15 protein-coding genes and 1 riboswitch are annotated in these 17,227 nt (G+C 68.0%); of the genes, 10 read left to right on the forward strand and 5 right to left on the reverse strand.

Translation table 11 applies throughout. The features are described 5' to 3' along the window. The first annotated feature begins 73 nt into the window (after positions 1–73). From ACLIJ1_RS10265 to ACLIJ1_RS10275, 3 genes are all read left to right on the forward strand, one after another. Positions 74–1,453, forward strand: coding sequence for a ribulose-bisphosphate carboxylase (locus ACLIJ1_RS10265; RefSeq protein ID WP_411365412.1), 1,380 nt, complete (start codon positions 74–76; stop codon positions 1,451–1,453). A gap of 337 nt (positions 1,454–1,790) precedes the next feature. After that, positions 1,791–2,606, forward strand: coding sequence for a CbbQ/NirQ/NorQ/GpvN family protein (locus ACLIJ1_RS10270; RefSeq protein ID WP_411365413.1), 816 nt, complete (start codon positions 1,791–1,793; stop codon positions 2,604–2,606). A 16-nt stretch (positions 2,607–2,622) separates the two neighbouring features. Then, positions 2,623–4,914 carry a nitric oxide reductase activation protein NorD gene (locus tag ACLIJ1_RS10275; protein WP_411365414.1) on the forward strand — a complete coding sequence of 764 codons (2,292 nt, stop codon included), beginning with the start codon at positions 2,623–2,625 and terminating at the stop codon, positions 4,912–4,914. Between the two features lie 8 nt (positions 4,915–4,922). Here the strand turns inward: ACLIJ1_RS10275 and ACLIJ1_RS10280 are convergent, their stop codons facing one another. Next, positions 4,923–6,023 (reverse strand): ornithine cyclodeaminase, encoded by a 1,101-nt coding sequence (locus ACLIJ1_RS10280; RefSeq protein WP_411365415.1) that lies wholly within the window; start codon positions 6,021–6,023, stop codon positions 4,923–4,925. A gap of 140 nt (positions 6,024–6,163) precedes the next feature. Here ACLIJ1_RS10280 and ACLIJ1_RS10285 point away from each other — a divergent pair, with 140 nt between their 5' ends. Next, complete coding sequence (locus ACLIJ1_RS10285) at positions 6,164–6,583, forward strand: Lrp/AsnC family transcriptional regulator (RefSeq protein ID WP_411365416.1); 420 nt, start codon at positions 6,164–6,166, stop codon at positions 6,581–6,583. Positions 6,584–6,633: 50 nt separating this feature from the next. Here ACLIJ1_RS10285 and ACLIJ1_RS10290 read toward each other — a convergent pair whose 3' ends face one another. Continuing rightward, positions 6,634–7,632, reverse strand: a complete 999-nt coding sequence (locus ACLIJ1_RS10290) for a hypothetical protein (protein WP_411365417.1) — start codon at positions 7,630–7,632, stop codon at positions 6,634–6,636. A 175-nt stretch (positions 7,633–7,807) separates the two neighbouring features. Here ACLIJ1_RS10290 and ACLIJ1_RS10295 point away from each other — a divergent pair, with 175 nt between their 5' ends. Continuing rightward, on the forward strand, positions 7,808–8,722 hold the full coding sequence (locus tag ACLIJ1_RS10295) for a DUF6502 family protein (protein ID WP_411365418.1): 915 nt from the start codon (positions 7,808–7,810) through the stop codon (positions 8,720–8,722). Further along, on the forward strand, positions 8,719–10,452 hold the full coding sequence (locus ACLIJ1_RS10300; protein WP_411365419.1) for a DUF5666 domain-containing protein: 1,734 nt from the start codon (positions 8,719–8,721) through the stop codon (positions 10,450–10,452). Before ACLIJ1_RS10295 ends, ACLIJ1_RS10300 begins: the two co-directional genes overlap by 4 nt. A 5-nt stretch (positions 10,453–10,457) precedes the next feature. On the opposite strand, the gene ACLIJ1_RS10305 is transcribed toward ACLIJ1_RS10300, so the two are convergent. Next, positions 10,458–12,803 carry an ATP-dependent DNA helicase gene (locus tag ACLIJ1_RS10305; RefSeq protein ID WP_411365420.1) on the reverse strand — a complete coding sequence of 782 codons (2,346 nt, stop codon included), beginning with the start codon at positions 12,801–12,803 and terminating at the stop codon, positions 10,458–10,460. A gap of 51 nt (positions 12,804–12,854) precedes the next feature. Between ACLIJ1_RS10305 and ACLIJ1_RS10310 the strand changes: the two genes are divergently transcribed. From ACLIJ1_RS10310 to ACLIJ1_RS10325, 4 genes are all read left to right on the forward strand, one after another. Then, a complete protein-coding gene (locus ACLIJ1_RS10310) occupies positions 12,855–13,664 on the forward strand; it encodes a hypothetical protein (RefSeq protein ID WP_411365421.1) in 810 nt (269 codons plus the stop codon). A gap of 30 nt (positions 13,665–13,694) precedes the next feature. Continuing rightward, a riboswitch (yybP-ykoY riboswitch) is annotated at positions 13,695–13,862 on the forward strand. A 17-nt stretch (positions 13,863–13,879) separates the two neighbouring features. Next, complete coding sequence (locus ACLIJ1_RS10315) at positions 13,880–14,458, forward strand: TMEM165/GDT1 family protein (protein WP_411365745.1); 579 nt, start codon at positions 13,880–13,882, stop codon at positions 14,456–14,458. Positions 14,459–14,526: 68 nt separating this feature from the next. Next, positions 14,527–15,330: an ABC transporter permease gene (locus tag ACLIJ1_RS10320; RefSeq protein ID WP_411365422.1), complete on the forward strand. Its 804-nt coding sequence runs from the start codon at positions 14,527–14,529 to the stop codon at positions 15,328–15,330. A 2-nt stretch (positions 15,331–15,332) separates the two neighbouring features. Beyond that, positions 15,333–16,085 carry an ABC transporter ATP-binding protein gene (locus ACLIJ1_RS10325; protein WP_411365423.1) on the forward strand — a complete coding sequence of 251 codons (753 nt, stop codon included), beginning with the start codon at positions 15,333–15,335 and terminating at the stop codon, positions 16,083–16,085. Between the two features lie 12 nt (positions 16,086–16,097). On the opposite strand, the gene ACLIJ1_RS10330 is transcribed toward ACLIJ1_RS10325, so the two are convergent. Both ACLIJ1_RS10330 and cysK read right to left on the reverse strand, forming a co-directional pair. Next, positions 16,098–16,310, reverse strand: a complete 213-nt coding sequence (locus tag ACLIJ1_RS10330) for a SlyX family protein (RefSeq protein WP_411365424.1) — start codon at positions 16,308–16,310, stop codon at positions 16,098–16,100. Beyond that, the gene (gene cysK, locus ACLIJ1_RS10335) at positions 16,307–17,227 is read right to left on the reverse strand and encodes a cysteine synthase A (RefSeq protein WP_411365425.1); all 921 of its coding nucleotides are present in this window, start codon (positions 17,225–17,227) and stop codon (positions 16,307–16,309) included. The genes ACLIJ1_RS10330 and cysK overlap by 4 nt, the downstream gene beginning before the upstream one ends.

Raw genomic sequence — 17,227 nt, forward strand, 5'->3', positions numbered from 1 at the left:
AAACATTTTACTTTTACAAAATCATTCCGCCACCAACAATCGCCTCCATCCCAAGACCTCACGGAGACGATCCATGGACCAAAGCAACCGTTACGCCGACCTCAGCCTCAAGGAAGCCGACCTGATCGCCGGTGGCAAGCACATCCTCGTGGCCTACCGCATGAAGCCCAAGGCAGGCCACGGCTATCTCGAGGCCGCGGCCCACTTCGCCGCCGAATCCTCGACCGGCACCAACGTCGAGGTGAGCACCACCGACGACTTCACCAAGGGCCTGGACGCGCTCGTCTACTACATCGACGAAGCCACCGAAGACATGCGGATCGCCTACCCGATCGACCTGTTCGACCGCAACGTGACCGATGGCCGGATGATGATGGTGAGCTTCCTCACGCTGGTGATCGGCAACAACCAGGGCATGGGCGATATCCAGCACGCCAAGATCCACGACTTCTACATGCCCGAGCGCGCGATCCAGCTGTTCGACGGCCCGAGCAAGGACATCTCGGACATGTGGCGCGTGCTGGGCCGGCCGGTCAAGGACGGCGGCTACATCGCCGGCACCATCATCAAACCCAAGCTGGGCCTGCGCCCCGAGCCTTTCGCCAAGGCGGCCTACCAGTTCTGGCTGGGCGGCGACTTCATCAAGAACGACGAGCCGCAGGGCAACCAGGTGTTCTCGCCAATGAAGAAGACGATCCCGCTGGTGGTGGATGCGATGAAGCGTGCGATGGACGAGACCGGTCAGGCCAAGCTGTTCTCAGCCAACATCACGGCCGACGACCACTACGAGATGCTGGCGCGCGCCGACTTCATCCTTGAAGCGTTCGGACCGGATGCGGACAAGGTGGCGTTCCTGGTGGACGGGTTCGTGGGTGGCCCGGGCATGATCACGACGGCTCGCCGTCAGTATCCGAACCAGTACCTGCACTACCACCGCGCGGGCCACGGCATGATCACCAGCCCCAGCGCCAAGCGCGGCTACACGGCCTTCGTGCTGGCCAAGATCGCACGCCTGCAGGGGGCGTCGGGCATCCACGTGGGGACGATGGGCTTCGGCAAGATGGAAGGCGAAAACGACGACCGCCTGATCGCCTACATGATCGAGCGCGACGAGTGCCAGGGGCCGGTGTACTTCCAGAAGTGGTACGGCATGAAGCCGACGACGCCGATCATTTCAGGCGGCATGAACGCGCTGCGCCTGCCGGGCTTCTTCCAGAACCTGGGTCACGGCAACGTGATCAACACCTCGGGTGGTGGTTCGTACGGTCACATCGATTCGCCGGCGGCGGGTGCGATTTCCTTGCGGCAGTCGTATGAGTGCTGGAAGTCGGGAGCAGACCCGATTGAGTTCGCGAAGGAGCACCCGGAGTTCGCTCGGGCGTTTGCTTCGTTTCCTGGGGATGCGGACAAGCTCTTCCCCGGGTGGCGCGAGAAGCTTGGGACGCACAAGTAACTTCCCTTCTTCTTGGTGGCGGCTGCTTCGGGTTCGGAGGGCACTGGGCGCACTGCGCCGCTCGTGTCCCCCGACGGCGTGCCGCCGTCTCCTCCTTTACCTCGCTTTGCAGTACGCCCAGTGCCCTCCGAACCCGAAGCAGCAAGGCGTGCCAACGGTGAGCACAAAGGCATCTGCGTTGATTGCGATGGGTGCCCGTCCTAGCGAAGTAAAGGAGGAGGGCCGGGCACAGCCCGGACCGGGGGACATGAGCGGAGTCGGGCACCCATCGCAATCAACGCGCGAACGAAGTGTCTTCAAAGCAGCCCCAAGAAGCAGGATCCCAACGGAGACAGCGATGACCAATGACTACCGCATCGAACACGAGCCGTACTACCAGCCCCAAGGCAACGAAGTCCGGCTCTACGAAGCCGCCTACGCCGCCCGCCTGCCCGTCATGCTCAAAGGCCCCACAGGCTGCGGCAAGTCGCGCTTCGTCGAACACATGGCCTGGAAGCTCGGCAAACCCCTCATCACTGTCGCCTGCAACGAAGACATGACCGCGTCCGACCTCGTGGGCCGCTACCTGCTCGACGCCAACGGCACCCGCTGGCTCGACGGACCGCTCACCCAGGCCGCCCGCATCGGTGCCATCTGCTACCTCGACGAAATCGTCGAGGCGCGGCAGGACACCACCGTCGTCATCCACCCGCTCACCGACCACCGCCGCACGCTGCCGCTGGACAAGAAGGGCGAGCAGGTGCGCGCGCACCCGGACTTCCAGCTCGTGATCTCCTACAACCCGGGCTACCAGAACCTGATGAAGGACCTCAAGCCCTCGACCAAACAGCGCTTCGCCGCCTTCGACTTCGACTACCCGCCACCCGATCAGGAGGCGCGCATTGTTGCCAGCGAGACCGGCATCGACGAGACGCTGGCCGCCCGGCTGGTGCAGATCGCTGTGGCCGCGCGCAACCTCAAGGGCCACGGTCTGGTCGAGGGCATCTCGACGCGGCTGATGGTCTATGCCGCGACGTTGATGCAGCGCGGCGTGGCGCCTCGTGAGGCCTGCCGCATGGCGCTGGTGCGGCCGATCACCGACGACGCCGACATCCGCGCGACGCTGGACCACGCCATCGATGCCGTGTTTGACGCTGAGCTCGAGGCTGCCTGAGCCTTCGGAGCACGGCATGACCGCTGTCGAACTTGCGGGTTTCCAGGAGCACCTGCCGCTCTGGCGGGCGCGGCTGGACACGCGCTTTGCCGAGGTGGACCCGGTGTTCGAGAGCTGCATGGTCGACGCCGTGGCCGCGCTGTCCCCCGAGGGGCTGGACGCCTACCTCGACCAGGCTCGCACGCTGGGCAAGCTGGGGCGTGGTGTCGAGCCGATGCTGATCTTTCTCGCCGAGTGGCCGCAGGTCGCGCGCTCGCTCGGGGAAGACGCGTTGCCCACCATCGCCGCCACGGTCCACGCGCTCTACAAGTCGCCCAACGGCAAGGCCATCGTGCCGTTCCTGCAGAGTCTGCCGGCGGTGGCACGCCGACTGCCGGCGCTGCCGGCCTTTCAGCGCTACCTCAGCCTGTCGCTGGACTTCATGGACCGCACCACCGGTTCGATCCACGGTCACCACAAGACCTTCGCGAGCCCCGGCCTGCCGCTGTTCTTCGAGCAGGCGCCGCGCCTGCTGGACCTGCTCAGTGTGGGGGGCCTGGGGCGCTGGGTCGAGTACGGCATCCGCAACCACCTGCACCACCCGGAGCACCAGCGCGAGTACTTCGGCCTGCGCAGCGCTGACGCGCGCGCGGTGTTGCAGCGCGAGCGCCGCGGCACGCTGCTGGCCGATCAAACGCGCGAGCTGGAGCTGACCCTGCGGGCGCTGTGGCGGCAGGAGGCAACACTGGTGCCCTATGCGACCGTGTCGTATGCGGGTGTGGCTGCGAACGCCGGCATGCCGCTGTCAGCGCGGCCCTATGTCGACGACCAGGGCATGCGCCTGCCCGACGTGTACGAGGACCGCGCCGGGGTGCGCGGCATCGACCGCTACCGCGCGGCGCTGGCCCACATGGCCGGGCACCGGCGCTGGAGCCGGCCGCAGGTGGCCGACAACTGGAGCCCGGCTCAAAGGCTGGCGGTGGAGACCTTCGAAGACGCGCGCATCGACACGCTGGTGCTGCGCGAATACCCGGGCCTGCGAGACACGCTGCTGCGCCTGCACCCGACGCCGGTCGAGGGTGCCTGCGATCCAGCGACGCAATCGTGCCTGCGACACCGCCTGGCCATGCTCTCGCGTGCCCTGCTGGACTCGGCACATGGTTACGGAGACCCGGATCTGCTCGCGTTCTGCCGGCGCTTCCACGAGACGCTGGCCGATGGCCCGTCGAGCACGGAAGCCATGGCACAGCTGGCGCTGTCCTGCGTCGCGCGCATCCGCCGCCAGAGCGACCAGTTGCCCGACGTGTTCTTCACCGACACCGAGGTCGACTACCGCGACGACAACCGCCACCTGTGGATCTACATCGAAGCGGGCGATGAAGAAGAGAGCTTCGACGACCCGCAACAGCGCGGGACGCCGCCCGACGTGAACAGCCTGCCGCCGCGCCACTATCCGGAGTGGGACCACCAGAGCCAGAGCTTCCGGCCCGACTGGGTGAGCCTGTACGAGCGCCTCCAGCCTTGCGGCGACGCGGCCGACATCCACCGCATCCTGGCGCGCCACGCCGCGCTGGCCAAGCAGCTGCAGCGCTTGCTCGACCTGCTCAAACCGCAGGACAGGCAACGCATCCGTTTTCAGGAAGACGGCAGTGAGCTGGACCTGGATGTCGCGATCCGCTCGCTGACCGATTTCAGGGGAGGTGCTGCGCCCGACCCGCGCGTTCACATGAGCCACCGCACCGATGGCCGCGACATTGCGGTGCTGCTGTTGCTGGACCTGTCGCACTCATTGAACGCCCCTGTGGACGGCGCCGAACAGACCGTGCTCGAACTCAGCCGCGAGGCGGTCACGCTGCTGGCCTGGGCCATTGAGCAGCTGGGCGATCCCTTTGCGATCGCCGGCTTTCATTCCAACACGCGGCACGACGTGCGCTACCACCACATCAAGGGCTTCGAGGAAGGCTTCGACGATGCGGTCAAAGGTCGGCTGGCGGGCATCGAGGCGGCGTATTCGACCCGCATGGGCGCTGCGCTGCGCCACGCCGGTCACTACCTCGGTGCGCGAAAGTCCGACAAGAAGCTGTTGCTGATCCTCACCGACGGCGAGCCCAGCGACGTCGACACGCCCGACGAGCGCGCGCTGATCGAAGATGCGCGCGAGGCCGTGCGCGAACTCGGTCAGGAAGGCATCTACACCCACTGCATCAGTCTGGACCCGATGGCCGACGCGTACGTCGGCGACATCTTCGGTGGCCGCCACACGGTGATCGAGAACGTGCAGCGCCTGCCAGAGCGGCTGCCGCAGCTGTTCATGGGGCTGACGCGCTGAGGGGGTGCTCAGGCCGTTAGCGGGGAACCGGCGGAAAGCAACGGGGCGCTCGCGCGCAGCGTGCCGAACAGGTTCTTGGGGTCGGCCAGTTGCGGGATCAGCGCGATGCGCTCGCCCAGGCCCAGGCGTTCAGCGGTCTGCTGCATGAAGCGCAGGGCCGAGAAGTCTTCCAGTGCGAAACCCACCGAGTCGAACACGGTGACCTGGTCGGCGCTGTCGCGCCCGGCGCGTTCGCCGCGCAGCACTTGCCAGAGCTCGGTGACGGCGAATTCCGCCGGCTTGTGCTGGATTTCGCCTTCCACGCGCGATTGCGGCTCGTATTCCACGAACACCTTGGCGGCGTCGAGGATGTCGCCGTGCAGTTCGGTCTTGCCCGGGCAGTCGCCGCCCACGGCGTTCAGGTGCATGCCAGGCTCGATCATGTCGGGCGTGAGGATCAGCGCCATCGCTTTGTCGGCGGTCACGGTGGTCACGATGTCGGCACCCTTCACCGCTTCGGCGGTGCTCTGGCAGACGGTGGCGCGCAGGCCGCTGCCCTGCAGGTTGGCCACCAGCTTGGCGGTGGCGGCCGGGTCCACGTCGTACAGCCGCAGGTCGGTGATGCCGACCAGGTGCTGGAAGGCCAGCGCCTGGAATTCGCTCTGCGCGCCATTGCCGATCAGCGCCATCACGTGGCTGTCCGGCCGCGCCAGGGTTTTCGCGGCCAGGGCCGACATGGCTGCGGTGCGCAGCGCTGTGGTGAGCGTGAGCTCGCTCAGGAACAGCGGGGCGCCGGTGTCGACGTCCGCGAGCACCCCGAAGGCCATCACGGTCGACAGGCCCAGGCGCGTGTTGCCCGGATGGCCGTTGACGTACTTGAAGCTGTAGCGGTGGTCGTCGGCCACGGGCATGAGCTCGATCACGCCGCCGGCCGAGTGCGCGGCCACGCGGGCGGTCTTGTCGAAGTCGGCCCAGCGCAGAAAGTCGGCGCGGATGTTGGCGGCGATGGCTTCAATGCTGCCGGCCACGCCGTGGCGGCGCACCAGTTCGGCGGCTTCAGGGGCACCCAGGTACAGCGTGCCGGCTTCGACGAAGCGGGCGAGATCGGGGTTGTGGACGGTCGTTTTCATGCTGGTCTTCGCGCAATGTCCCAGGCAACGGCTGGGGGAGTGGGCAGTGTGCGGGCGTTCTCTGACAATGAAAATCGGCAAGAAAGTAGAGAAATGGCAGAAAATCGGTCAAAACGTCAACATTGAATGTCATTTTGAACATGGACGATCTGGACCAGCAACTCATTGCCCTGCTGCGGCAGGACGCCCGCCTGTCGGTGGCCGATCTGGCGCACAAGCTCAAGGTCTCGCGTGGCACGGTGACCAACCGGTTGCGCAAGCTCGAAGACACGCAGGTGATCGTGGGCTACACGGTGCGCCTCAAGCCCGAGGCGCAGACCGAACGCATCCGCGCCTGGATGGGGGTGCTGGTCGAGGGCAACCAGACGCGGCTGGTGATCGCCAGCCTGCTGGGCGAGCCGGCGGTGTCCGCGCTGCACGACACCAATGGCCGCTGGGACCTGCTGGCCGAGCTGGAGGTCGGCACGATGGCCGAACTCTCCAAGGCGCTGGAGCGGGTCCGGCTCATCAGCGGCATCCGCGGGACCGAGACCAGCATCCTGCTCAACAGCTATCGCTGAGGCATAAAAAAGCCCGGCCGAAGCCGGGCGAAGAGTACCGCCTCGCGCGTTCAGTTGCCCACGCGCGCTGCGAGATCGTCCACACCGCTTTGACGGGTGTGGCCCGGGGCGTCGTCGGCGCCGCGGGTACGGGTGCGTGTCTGGCCAGGAGCGTCATCGGCACCACGGGTGCGGGTGCGCGTCTGGCCGGGTGCGGTCACGGTGCCGATGGTGTTCAGGCCCGGGGCGGTGAGGGTGCCGCGACCGCGCACGCGGCCGTCGCTGTCGTCCGGTGCATCTGCCACACCGTTGTCTTCCACGCCACGGGGCCGGTCGCGGCCGCTGATGTGACCGTCGGCGTGGTGGTTCGGGCTGTCCTCGACACCACGGGGCCGGTCACGGCCGCTGACATGGCCATCGGCGTGGTGGTTCGGGCCGTCGTCGGTGCCGCGGCCACGGCCACGACCACGGTCATCGCTGGTGCTGGTCGACGAACTGCTGCTCGAAGTGGAAGAACTGCTGGACGAGGAGCTGCTCGACGAGCTGGAATCGTCGCCGCCTCGGCCACGGCTTTCGCCAGAACGGCTGCTGCTGTCCGAGCCCGAGCGGCCTCCGCTGGAAGAACCCGAGGAGCCACCGCTGGACGAGCCACCACCCGAAGAGCTGCCACCAGCGGAGCCGCCGCTCGACGAACCGCCACCCGAAGAGCCGCCGTTGGACGAACCCGAGGATCCGCCTTTGCCGCTGCCGGAGTTGGAGCCGCCGCCGGAAGAACCGCCGCCAGAGGAGTTGCCACCGGAGCTGGAGCCACCACCCGAGGAAGAAGAACCGCCCGACGACCCGCCGGAGGAACCACCCTTGGAGTCGCCGCCCTTGCCGCTACCGCTGTTTCCACCGCCGCTATTGCCGCCGCCGCTGTTTCCGCCGCCGGACGAGGACGATCCGCTGGAACCGCCGCCCTTGCCGGAGCCGCCCGAATTGCCGTCTTTGGCCATGACAGTCCCGCACGCCATGGCAAGCGCCAGGGCGGTGATGAGGCTGGCGAGTTGGGTCTTCTTGAAGGTGACCATGGTTTTCTCCTGAGAGGTGTGTGAACGGGGAACTGATCTGTATGTGTGGGAAGTTTTCTCACGCATGGCTGCATTGTGAGTGGGAAAATTTCCCACGTCAATAGTTTGTGTGAATTTTTCCCACGTAAAGTGTTAAACTTCGTGACACCCCTACAGAACCCGTCGGCCATCTGACATGTCTGCTTCTCCCGAACCTTCTGCTGCCTTGCGTGGCGCCGCTCCCGGTGGCCCTTCGCCTGCGCTGGTGCGGGCCCTGCGCAAGCTGTTGCGACCGCTGGTGCGGCTGATGCTCGCGCACGGAATCACCTATCCCTATCTGTCGGACCTGCTCAAGGGGCTGTTCGTCGAAGTCGCAGAGCAGGACTTCCGCCTGGACAACAAGCCGCCCACCGACAGCCGCGTGAGCCTGGTCAGCGGCGTGCACCGCAAGGACGTGGCGCGGCTGCGCAGCCTGCTGGACGCGGCCGAGCCCATCGAACCCTCTGTGGTGCCTCGCGGCGCCCAGCTGGTGGCGCACTGGATGGGGCAGCCGAAATACCTGCTGGAAGACGGCAGCCCGCGGCCGCTGGCGCGGCTGGCCAGCGAGGGCGGTGAGCTGTCATTCGAGTCGCTGGTGACCAGCGTGAACAGCGACATCCGCTCGCGCGTCGTGCTCGACGAATGGCTGAGCCTGGGCGTGGTGCATCTCGATGAAGTCGGGCGCGTCTGCCTGAACACCGCGGCCTTCGTGCCCACGCACGGTGCCGACGAGAAGGCCTTCTACCTCGGCCACAACCTGCACGACCACGCGTCGGCGGCGGTGCACAACCTGCTGGCCGGCAAGCCGCCGTTCATGGAGCGAAGCGTGCACTACAACGCCCTGACGCCAGCCTCGGTCGAGAAGCTCAACAAGATGTCCGAGCAACTGGGCATGAAGGCCCTGCTGGCGATCAACAAGGCCGCGATGGACGCCGAGGCACAGGACCAGGTGGCCGCCGAAGCCGGCGGCAAGCCCGCCGACCAGCGCTTCACCTTCGGCATGTACTTCTTCACCGAGCGGGTCGCCGACGAACCCGCCACCGAGCCGACCCAGGGAGGGAACGCGCCATGAAGCTTTCTCTCTCGCTGCGCCGGCTGGGCGCACTGTGGTCGCTGCTGGCCCTGGCCGCCTGCGGCACGGTGGCCAATGCGCCGCTGACGCCTGGTGCGGCCGCCTGCAGCGTCGCTTCGCTCACCAACCCGGCCAAGATGGCGCCGGGCCTGGGTGGCAGCGGGGCACCGGTGGCGCGGGGCCCGGACCCCGGTGGCATTGGCGGGACCGGCCGGCCTTTGCAGGCGGGCGTGGGCAATGGTCTGGGCGGTACCGGCGCGCCGGTGGTGGCGGGTGTTGGGAGCGGGCTGGGTGGCACCGGCAAGCCGATGGCCGCAGGCGACAAGGGTCTGGGCGGCACGGGCATCGTGGGCGTGGTGACCGGCTTCGCCAGCATCTGCGTCAACGGTGTCGAGGTGGAATACGAGCCATCGACGCCGGTGGAGCGCGACGGTGAATCCGCGCCCCTTTCGGCGCTCGAAGTCGGGCAGCTGGTGGCCTTGCAGGCCACGGGTGAGGGCGACCAGTTGCGCGCCAGCCGCGTGTCGGTGATCGACGCTGCCGTCGGGCCGCTGACCGCGGTCGATGCGGCCTCGGGCCGGTTTTCGGTGTTGGGCCAACCGGCCATCGCACTCGAAAAGAATGACCTGCAGGGGCTGGCGGTCGGCGACTGGGTGCGGGTCAGCGGACAGCGGCTGAACAGCGGCGAGATCCGCGCGACGCGGGTGCAGCGGGCGGCGTTGCCGGCGAAGGCCTTTGTTTCCGGTGCCTATGCGGTTGCGGGTGTCGCGGGGCTGTCCGTGGGCGGTACGCCGCTGACGGTCACCTCGCTGCCGCCGGGTCTGCGTGAGGGGCAGGAAGTGAGCGTCAGCGGCGATTGGGAAGACGGCCGGTTGCGGGTGCGCGAATGGCGCATCCAGCCCACGCGCCAGGCGCTGGGTGGCGCCAGGGACGTGCTGCTGCAGGGCTATGTGCACGGTCTGCGCGGTGGCGAACTGCAACTGGGTTACGAGTCGCTGAAACTCGATGACAAGGTGACGGTGTACGGCGGCGACCTGCAGTCGTTGAAGGTGGACCAGTCGGTGCAGGTGCGTGCCCGCGTCGACGACCAGCAGCGTCTGACGGTGCAACGCATCGAAGTGCGGACAGAGGGCCGGCGTGGCGAGTTCGTGCGCTCGGCGACGGCGGTCACGGCACCCGCGGCCGCCGCCGCAACGGCGCCGGCGACGACGACATCCCCGACCACATCGAGCACACCAGCTGCTTCGGGCAGCGGTTCTTCCAGCAGCAGTTCTTCGCGCAACAGTGGTTCGGACGATGGCGGGGGCCGGGGCCGCGGTGGGTCCTCGGGCAGCAGCGGCTCTTCCGGCAGCAGTGGTTCGTCGGGCAGCAACAGCGGCTCGGGGGGCGACTCGGGGCGTGGCCGTGGTGGTTCTTCTGGCGGCAGCGGCTCGTCAGGCAGCAGTGGCTCATCGGGGAGCAGTGGATCCTCTGGTGGCAGCGGCTCTTCAGGAGGCTCTTCCGGTGGTTCGTCGGGCGGTGGTTCGTCCGGCAGCGGTTCATCGGGCGGGAGCGGATCGTCGGGTGGCAGCGGGTCTTCCGGCAGCAGCGGCTCGTCGGGCGGAAGTGGCTCTTCAGGGAGCAGCGGTTCGTCGGGAAGCGGTGGCTCGCCCGGGAGCAGCGGCTCCTCGGGCGGAGGCGACTCCGGGGGCGATTCCGGGCGCGGTCGCAACCGCGGCGGACGCAACTGACCGCTTCAGGGCCGCGCGGCGATCGCCACCTGCCACCAGGCCGGCAGCAGCCGGCGCACCTCGGCCCGCGCGTAACGGTCGTCCAGCAGCCAGACCACGCCACGGTCCTGCTCGGATCGGATCACGCGGCCCGCTGCCTGCACCACCTTCATCACGCCCGGGAACAGGTAGGTCGCGTCGTGGCCTTCGCCGGTCATCGTCTGCAGACGTTCGCGCATGCGCTCGTTGTCGGCGTTGACCTGCGGCATGCCGAGCGTCGCGATGAAGGCGCCCACCAGCCGCTCGCCCGGCAGGTCGATGCCTTCGCCGAACGCACCGCCCAGCACGGCGAAACCGATGCCGCTCCCACCGTCGACGAAGCGGGCGATGAAGGCGTCGCGGTCGGCCTCGGCCATGCCCCGGGTCTGTGACCAGACCGGGATGTCGACCGCGCTCTGGCCCAGGCGCTGCAGCGCGCGGTCGAGGTAGTCGAAGCTGCTGAAGAACGCGAGGTAGTTGCCCGGCCGTTCCTGGTATTGCGCCGAGATCACCTGCACCAGCGCGTCCAGGGAGCGCTCGCGGTCGCGGTAGCGGGTCGAGATCCAGGGCGCGATGCGCACCTGCAGCTGCTCGGCCGCGAACGGCGATGGCAGGTCGATGTGTGCGGTGTCGTCGGGCAGGCCGAGCATGGTGCGGATGTGCCCGACCGGGGCCAGCGTGGCGGAAAACAGCGTCGCGCTGCGGGCGACCTGCCAGCGTTCCTGCAGCCACGGGCCGGGCACCACGTTGCGGATGCGCAGGGTCGGAAGACGCCGCCCCCGCCCGCCCGGCGCCGAGGCCCAGGGGCCGGCGTCGCACAGCGAGTGTTCGCCGAACTGTTCGGCGATGCGCACGAAATGCATCGCCTCGAAGGCCCACAGCAGCAGAGGCGCGTCGGCGACGGTGTCGCGGGCCGTGGCGAGTTCTTCGGTGATGGCCGCGGCGGTGTTCTGCAGCGTGGTCAGCCAGTCGGCCGGCACGCCCTCGGGCAGCGGGGTGGTGTCGTTGTCCGGGGTTTCCAGCTCGCGCGCCAGCGCGCTCCAGCGCCGGTGCAGCGTGTCCATGGCCTGGCGGATCCCGGGCGGCGCGCCGTGGCGCAGGCGCAGGAATTCGTGGGCGTCCAGCGTGGCGCTGTACATCTTGCGCGCGCGCTCGATCAGGTTGTGCGCCTCGTCGACCAGCAGCGTGACCTGCCAGCCTTCGTCCTGCGCCAGCGCGAACCAGTGCGCGCCCACATCGAACCAGTGGTTGTAGTCGCCCACCAGCACATCGCACCAGCGTTGCATTTCCTGCCCGAGGTAGTAGGGGCAGATGCCGTGCGCCAGGGCGGTTTCGCGCAGCGTGTCGCGGTCCAGCCAGGCGACCTGCGCAGCCGCCGCGCGCGCGGCGGGCAGGCGGTCATAGAAGCCCTTGGCCAGCGGGCAGGATTCGCCATGACAGGCCTTGTCGGGGTGTTCACAGGCCTTGTCGCGCGCGACCCGCTCCAGCACCCGCAACGGCAGGCGCTGCGGCGCTCCCAGACGCGCCAGACCGTCCAGCGCGAGCTGCCGCCCGGTGGTGCGCGCGGTCAGGAACAGCAGGCGGTCGGTGCGTTGCGAGGGTGCCGCGCGCAGCCCGCCGAACAAAGTGGCCAGGGTCTTGCCGATGCCCGTCGGCGCCTGGGCCAGCAGGTGGCGGCTGCGAACCTGCGCGCGGTAGACGTCGGCGGCGAGTTCGCGCTGGCCCGGCCGGAAGGTGTCGAACGGGAACACCAGCGCCGACAGGGCCGCATCGCGCTGGCGGCGGTGTGCCTGCTCCGCGCGCGCCCAGTCCAGGTAGCGCCGGCACAGGTCGTCGAAGAAGGCCTTGAGTTCCTCCGCGCTGCAGGATTCGGTGTGCACCGTTTCCTGGCCGCTGTCGATGTCGAAGTACACCAGCGCAACCTCGATGCGGTCCAGCCCGAGCTGCTCGCACAACATCCAGCCGTAGACGCGGGCCTGTGCTTGGTGCAGCGCCTGGTGGTTGGGCGGCACCTGGCCGGCGTCGCCGCGCCGGGTCTTGATTTCCTCGACGCGTTTGGCGACGCTGTCGAAACCGTCGGCGCGGCCCTGCACCGTCAGCGGCCCCTGCCGCGCGCTCAGCGGCACTTCGCGCTGGTAGCCGGCGGCGCGCCGGGCGGTCACGGTCTGGTGGCCGGCGATGCCTTCGGTGCCGGTGGGCGAGGGTGTGAAGCGCAGGTCGAGGTCGCCGCTGCGGGCGGTGAAGTGGCAGAGCGTGCGCACCGCCACCAGCAGCGGCTCGTCCGTCAGGAAGGCTGCTTCGGCTGGGGCGGAAGGGGAGGCAGGATCGCTCACGGGGCGTTGGCAGGTTGACAGCGATGGTACTGGATATATAGTCAGTCCCCCATGCCAGAAAGCCCCGACTCTTTCCCCGCCATTGGCCGCGTGCACCACCGGCGCCTGCGCGACATCCACCGCTCGGCCGGCTGGCCTTGCCAGGACATCGTCGAGGTCGAACTGCTGGCAGCGGGGCTGCTGGAGCGGCATCTGGATGAGGGGCGCGAACGCCTGCGCGTGACCGATGCGGGCATCCAGCTGCTCGCGCGCGTCTTTGCGGGCAACAAGGCCGCGCGTTCGGCGCACGAGGCCCTGGTCGAGCAGGTCGCCACCGCGATGGCGCGGTCCGGGCGCCTGGCCTGGCGCGGCCTGGCGCTGCGGGTGGCCCTGCCGATGGAGCTGCTGCTGGGTGAACCTGCCGGGATTTTGGCGCAGGAACCCCGCCCCGATGGCCTGTGGACCGAACTGGCCGCGCCCGAGCCGTCACCTGCGCACGGCTGGTGCATGGCCTGTCCGGATGTGTTCTCGATCCGGCACAGCTCGGTCGAGGCCTATCTTGAACCGGTCGTGCACGAGATCAAGGTGCAGCGCTCCGACCTGCTGGGCGACCTGAAGCGGCCCGCCAAGCGCGCCGCCTACCTGGGCATGGCCGGCGCCTGCTGGTACGTGCTGGGCGAAGACGCGAAGGGCCGGCCGATCGGCGCGCCCGACGAGGTTCCGCCCGAGTGCGGCGTGATGCTGGTCGAGCGCGGCGTGCTGCGTGTGGCCCGTGAGGCGCCCCGGCGTGCCATCGAGCGGCTGCCGTTTCACGTCTGGATGACGCTGGCCAAGGCTGGGCCGGCCTGGCGCGAGGACGACGCGCCCCAGCGGGCCCTGTGACCGAGGGACGGTAACGCCCCCGGCTACAATCGCCAGGTCATTGGGGAGTAGCCGCTCTTCACCCTGAAGAGGCCTGCGTCAACAGACTTGACCTTCACCGGTCATGGCGCAGGCAGTCCCGCACCTGGCAAGACCTTTGACCACGATGCCCCGCTTGAGGCCGGGGGCGCGTCGTGGTCAAACGCGTTCTGCGCCGGCCCATGAAAGATCCCATGCTGGAATCCCTCTTCGTCTCCACCGGTGTCGTTGCCCTGGCCGAAATCGGCGACAAGACGCAACTGCTCGCCTTCATCCTCGCGGCCCGCTTCAAGAAGCCGCTGCCCATCATTGCCGGCATTCTGCTGGCCACCATCGTCAACCACGGCCTGGCCGGGGCACTGGGTGCCTGGATCACGGCCAACGTCAGTCCCGAAGTGCTGCGCTGGGTGCTTGGCGCCTCGTTCATCGGCATGGCGGTCTGGACCCTGATTCCCGACAAGATCGAGGAAGAAGAGACCCAGGTGGCGCAGAAGCTGGGCGTGTTCGGCGCCACGCTGATCACCTTCTTCCTGGCCGAGATGGGCGACAAGACGCAGATCGCCACGGTGGCGATGGCGGCGCACTACGGCGCACCGTTGCTGGTCGTGATCGGCACCACGCTGGGCATGCTGATCGCGGACGTGCCGGCGGTGTTCGTCGGCGACCGGCTGGCCAACAAGATCCCGATGAAGCTGGTGCACTCGATCGCGGCCGGCATCTTTGCTGTGCTGGGCGTGGCGACGCTGCTGGGGGCGGGCAGCCGCCTGGGCTTCTGACTTTCTGACGGCTCCCTGGCGTGACCCTGTGATAGCCTCACGCCGACTTTTGTAACGGAGTGTTTTGCATGGATGTCGCTGGCGGTTGGCGTCGATCTCCGGCGGTGAAGGACATCACCGCCGGCCTGCGGTGCTGGCCCATCATCAGTTTCATGGCGCTCAGCGACGTGCGTGCCCGCTACAAGCGCAGCGTGCTTGGGCCGCTGTGGCTGACGCTGGGCACGGCTGCCGGCTCCATCGGCCTGGGGCTGCTCTGGAGCGAGCTGATGCATATTCCGGCCGCGCAGTTTGTGCCCACGCTGACGGCCGGCCTGATCCTCTGGCAGTTCATCGCCGGTGTGCTGAGCGAGTCGAGCACCGTCTACGCGCGGCAGTCGTCCGTCATCCGCAACCTCAGCCTGCCACTGTCGATCTATCCGCCGCAACTGGTGCTGCGGCATGTGGTGAACCTGCTGCACAACCTGCCCATCCTCCTCGTGGTGGGACTGCTGTACGGTTTGCCCGTCGGCTGGGCCACGCTGCTGGTGGTGCCGGCGCTGCTGGTGCTGCTGCTCAACCTTTACTGGGTCTGCGTGGTGGTGAGCATCCTGGGCGCGCGCTTTCGCGACCTGGAGCACATCATCGGTGCCGTGCTGCCGCTGCTGATGTTCATCAGCCCGGTGTTCTACCGGCCCAACTACCTGCCGTTCAGCGAGAAGATCCTCTGGTTCAACCCGCTGTCGCACGCCATCGAGCTGGTGCGTTCGCCCCTGCTGGGCCATGCGCCGCCGATGTTCGTGGTCTGGGCCAACCTGGGCGCGCTGGCCGCCGGACTGGCGCTGGCGTTCTGGCTCTTCAACGACAAGCGCGACCGCATCGCCTTCTGGATCTGAGCATGGCAAGACTGACGCTCCGGAACGTGACGGTGCAGTACCCGATCTACAACAGCCGCAGCTTCTCGCTGCGCAACCAGATCCTGCGCGTAAGCACCGGCGGGCGCATCGAGCGCGACGCCGGGCAGGTCAGCGTGGTGACCGCGCTCAAGGATGTGTCCTTCGACCTGCGCGACGGTGACGCGGTGGCGCTGATGGGCCACAACGGCGCCGGCAAGAGCACCATGCTGCGCACGCTGGCGGGGGTCTACACGCCGATCTCCGGCAGCATCGAGCGCGGAGGCCGGGTCTCGACCATGCTGGAACTCGGGGCCGGCATTGACGGCGAACTCTCGGGCTACGAGAACATCACGCGCATGGGCGTGCTGCTGGGCATGAGCCTGAAAGAGATCGAGGCCCACGTGGCCGACATCGAGACCTTCTGCCAGCTCGGCGACTTCTTGCGCCTGCCGGTGCGGACCTATTCCTCGGGCATGTCGACGCGGCTGATGTTCGCGGTGGCGACCACGGTGCAGCCGGAAATCCTGCTGGTCGACGAGATCTTCGGCATGGGCGACGCCGAGTTCCAGGTCAACGCGAAACGGCGCATGGAGAGCCTGATCCAGAAGGTCGGTATCTTCGTGTTCGCGACCCACAACGACGAACTGATCGAACGCTACTGCAACCGCTTCTTCCGGCTGGAGCACGGCACGGTGCGCGAGATGAGCCGGGCCGAGGCCCTGGCCGCGCACTACGCGTCGACCGGCCGCCAGTGATCCCGCCAGGGTTCAGTAGTGTGGCGGCAGTTCGTCGCGCAGGCTGCGAAAGCCTGGCGCCTGCGACTCGTCCTGCCGCTGCCGCAGCGACCCGACTTCGTGCGCCAGGCGGGCGATCTGGTCGTGCTGCTTCGCCACCATGGTGTTGAGCGTGTCGACCAGATCCTCCAGATAGCTGATCTTGATTTCCAGCTGCGCCAGGCGCTCGTCGGTGTCGGCGCTCATGCCGGCAGGAAGCCTTCGACCGAGAGGTAGCGCTCGCCAGTGTCGTAGTTGAAACCCAGCACGCGGGCGTTCGCCGGCAGCTCGGGCAGCTTCTGGGCGATCGCCTGCAGCGTGGCGCCCGACGAGATGCCCACCAGCATCCCTTCTTCGCGCGCGCAGCGCCGCGCCATTTCGCGCGCGGGTTCGGCGTCGACCTGGATCACGCCGTCGAGCAGTTCGGTCTTGAGGTTGCCCGGGATGAAACCTGCGCCGATGCCCTGGATCGGGTGGGGCGAAGGTGCGCCACCGGAAATCACTGGCGAAGCGGTGGGTTCGACCGCAAATACCTTGAGCTGCGGCCACTGGGCCTTGAGTACCTGGGCGCAGCCGCTGAGGTGACCACCGGTGCCGACGCCAGTGATCAGCACGTCCAGACCGTCGGGGAAGTCGGCCAGGATTTCCTGTGCCGTGGTCTTCACGTGCACCGCGATGTTGGCCGGGTTGTTGAACTGCTGCGGCATCCAGGCGCCGGGGGTGCTGGCGACGAGTTCTTCGGCGCGGGCGATGGCGCCCTTCATGCCCTTTTCGCGGGGCGTCAGGTCGAAGCTGGCGCCGTAGGCCAGCATCAGGCGGCGGCGCTCGATGCTCATGCTGTCGGGCATCACCAGCACCAGCTTGTAGCCTTTGACCGCGGCGACCATGGCCAGGCCGATGCCGGTGTTGCCCGAGGTGGGCTCGACGATGGTGCCACCCGGCTTGAGCGCGCCCGAGGCTTCTGCGTCTTCCACCATCGACAGCGCGATCCGGTCCTTGATCGAGCCACCCGGGTTGCTGCGCTCGGACTTGATCCACACCTGCTGGCTGGCGTCGCCGAACAGGCGGTTGATGCGCACATGCGGCGTGCCGCCGATGGTCTGGAGGATGTTCTGGGCTTTCAT

Source organism: Hydrogenophaga sp. RWCD_12 (genome assembly GCF_046604225.1).
Lineage (GTDB): Bacteria > Pseudomonadota > Gammaproteobacteria > Burkholderiales > Burkholderiaceae_C > Hydrogenophaga.

What these genes read in the sequence shown, in the direction of transcription:
- ACLIJ1_RS10265 (WP_411365412.1), top strand. Translation starts at nt 74, where the DNA reads ATGGACCAAAGCAACCGTTACGCCGACCTCAGCCTCAAGGAAGCCGAC.
- ACLIJ1_RS10270 (WP_411365413.1), top strand. Translation starts at nt 1,791, where the DNA reads ATGACCAATGACTACCGCATCGAACACGAGCCGTACTACCAGCCCCAA.
- ACLIJ1_RS10275 (WP_411365414.1), top strand. Translation starts at nt 2,623, where the DNA reads ATGACCGCTGTCGAACTTGCGGGTTTCCAGGAGCACCTGCCGCTCTGG.
- ACLIJ1_RS10280 (WP_411365415.1), bottom strand. Translation starts at nt 6,023, where the DNA reads ATGAAAACGACCGTCCACAACCCCGATCTCGCCCGCTTCGTCGAAGCC.
- ACLIJ1_RS10285 (WP_411365416.1), top strand. Translation starts at nt 6,164, where the DNA reads ATGGACGATCTGGACCAGCAACTCATTGCCCTGCTGCGGCAGGACGCC.
- ACLIJ1_RS10290 (WP_411365417.1), bottom strand. Translation starts at nt 7,632, where the DNA reads ATGGTCACCTTCAAGAAGACCCAACTCGCCAGCCTCATCACCGCCCTG.
- ACLIJ1_RS10295 (WP_411365418.1), top strand. Translation starts at nt 7,808, where the DNA reads ATGTCTGCTTCTCCCGAACCTTCTGCTGCCTTGCGTGGCGCCGCTCCC.
- ACLIJ1_RS10300 (WP_411365419.1), top strand. Translation starts at nt 8,719, where the DNA reads ATGAAGCTTTCTCTCTCGCTGCGCCGGCTGGGCGCACTGTGGTCGCTG.
- ACLIJ1_RS10310 (WP_411365421.1), top strand. Translation starts at nt 12,855, where the DNA reads ATGCCAGAAAGCCCCGACTCTTTCCCCGCCATTGGCCGCGTGCACCAC.
- ACLIJ1_RS10320 (WP_411365422.1), top strand. Translation starts at nt 14,527, where the DNA reads ATGGATGTCGCTGGCGGTTGGCGTCGATCTCCGGCGGTGAAGGACATC.
- ACLIJ1_RS10325 (WP_411365423.1), top strand. Translation starts at nt 15,333, where the DNA reads ATGGCAAGACTGACGCTCCGGAACGTGACGGTGCAGTACCCGATCTAC.
- ACLIJ1_RS10330 (WP_411365424.1), bottom strand. Translation starts at nt 16,310, where the DNA reads ATGAGCGCCGACACCGACGAGCGCCTGGCGCAGCTGGAAATCAAGATC.
- cysK (WP_411365425.1), bottom strand. Translation starts at nt 17,227, where the DNA reads ATGAAAGCCCAGAACATCCTCCAGACCATCGGCGGCACGCCGCATGTG.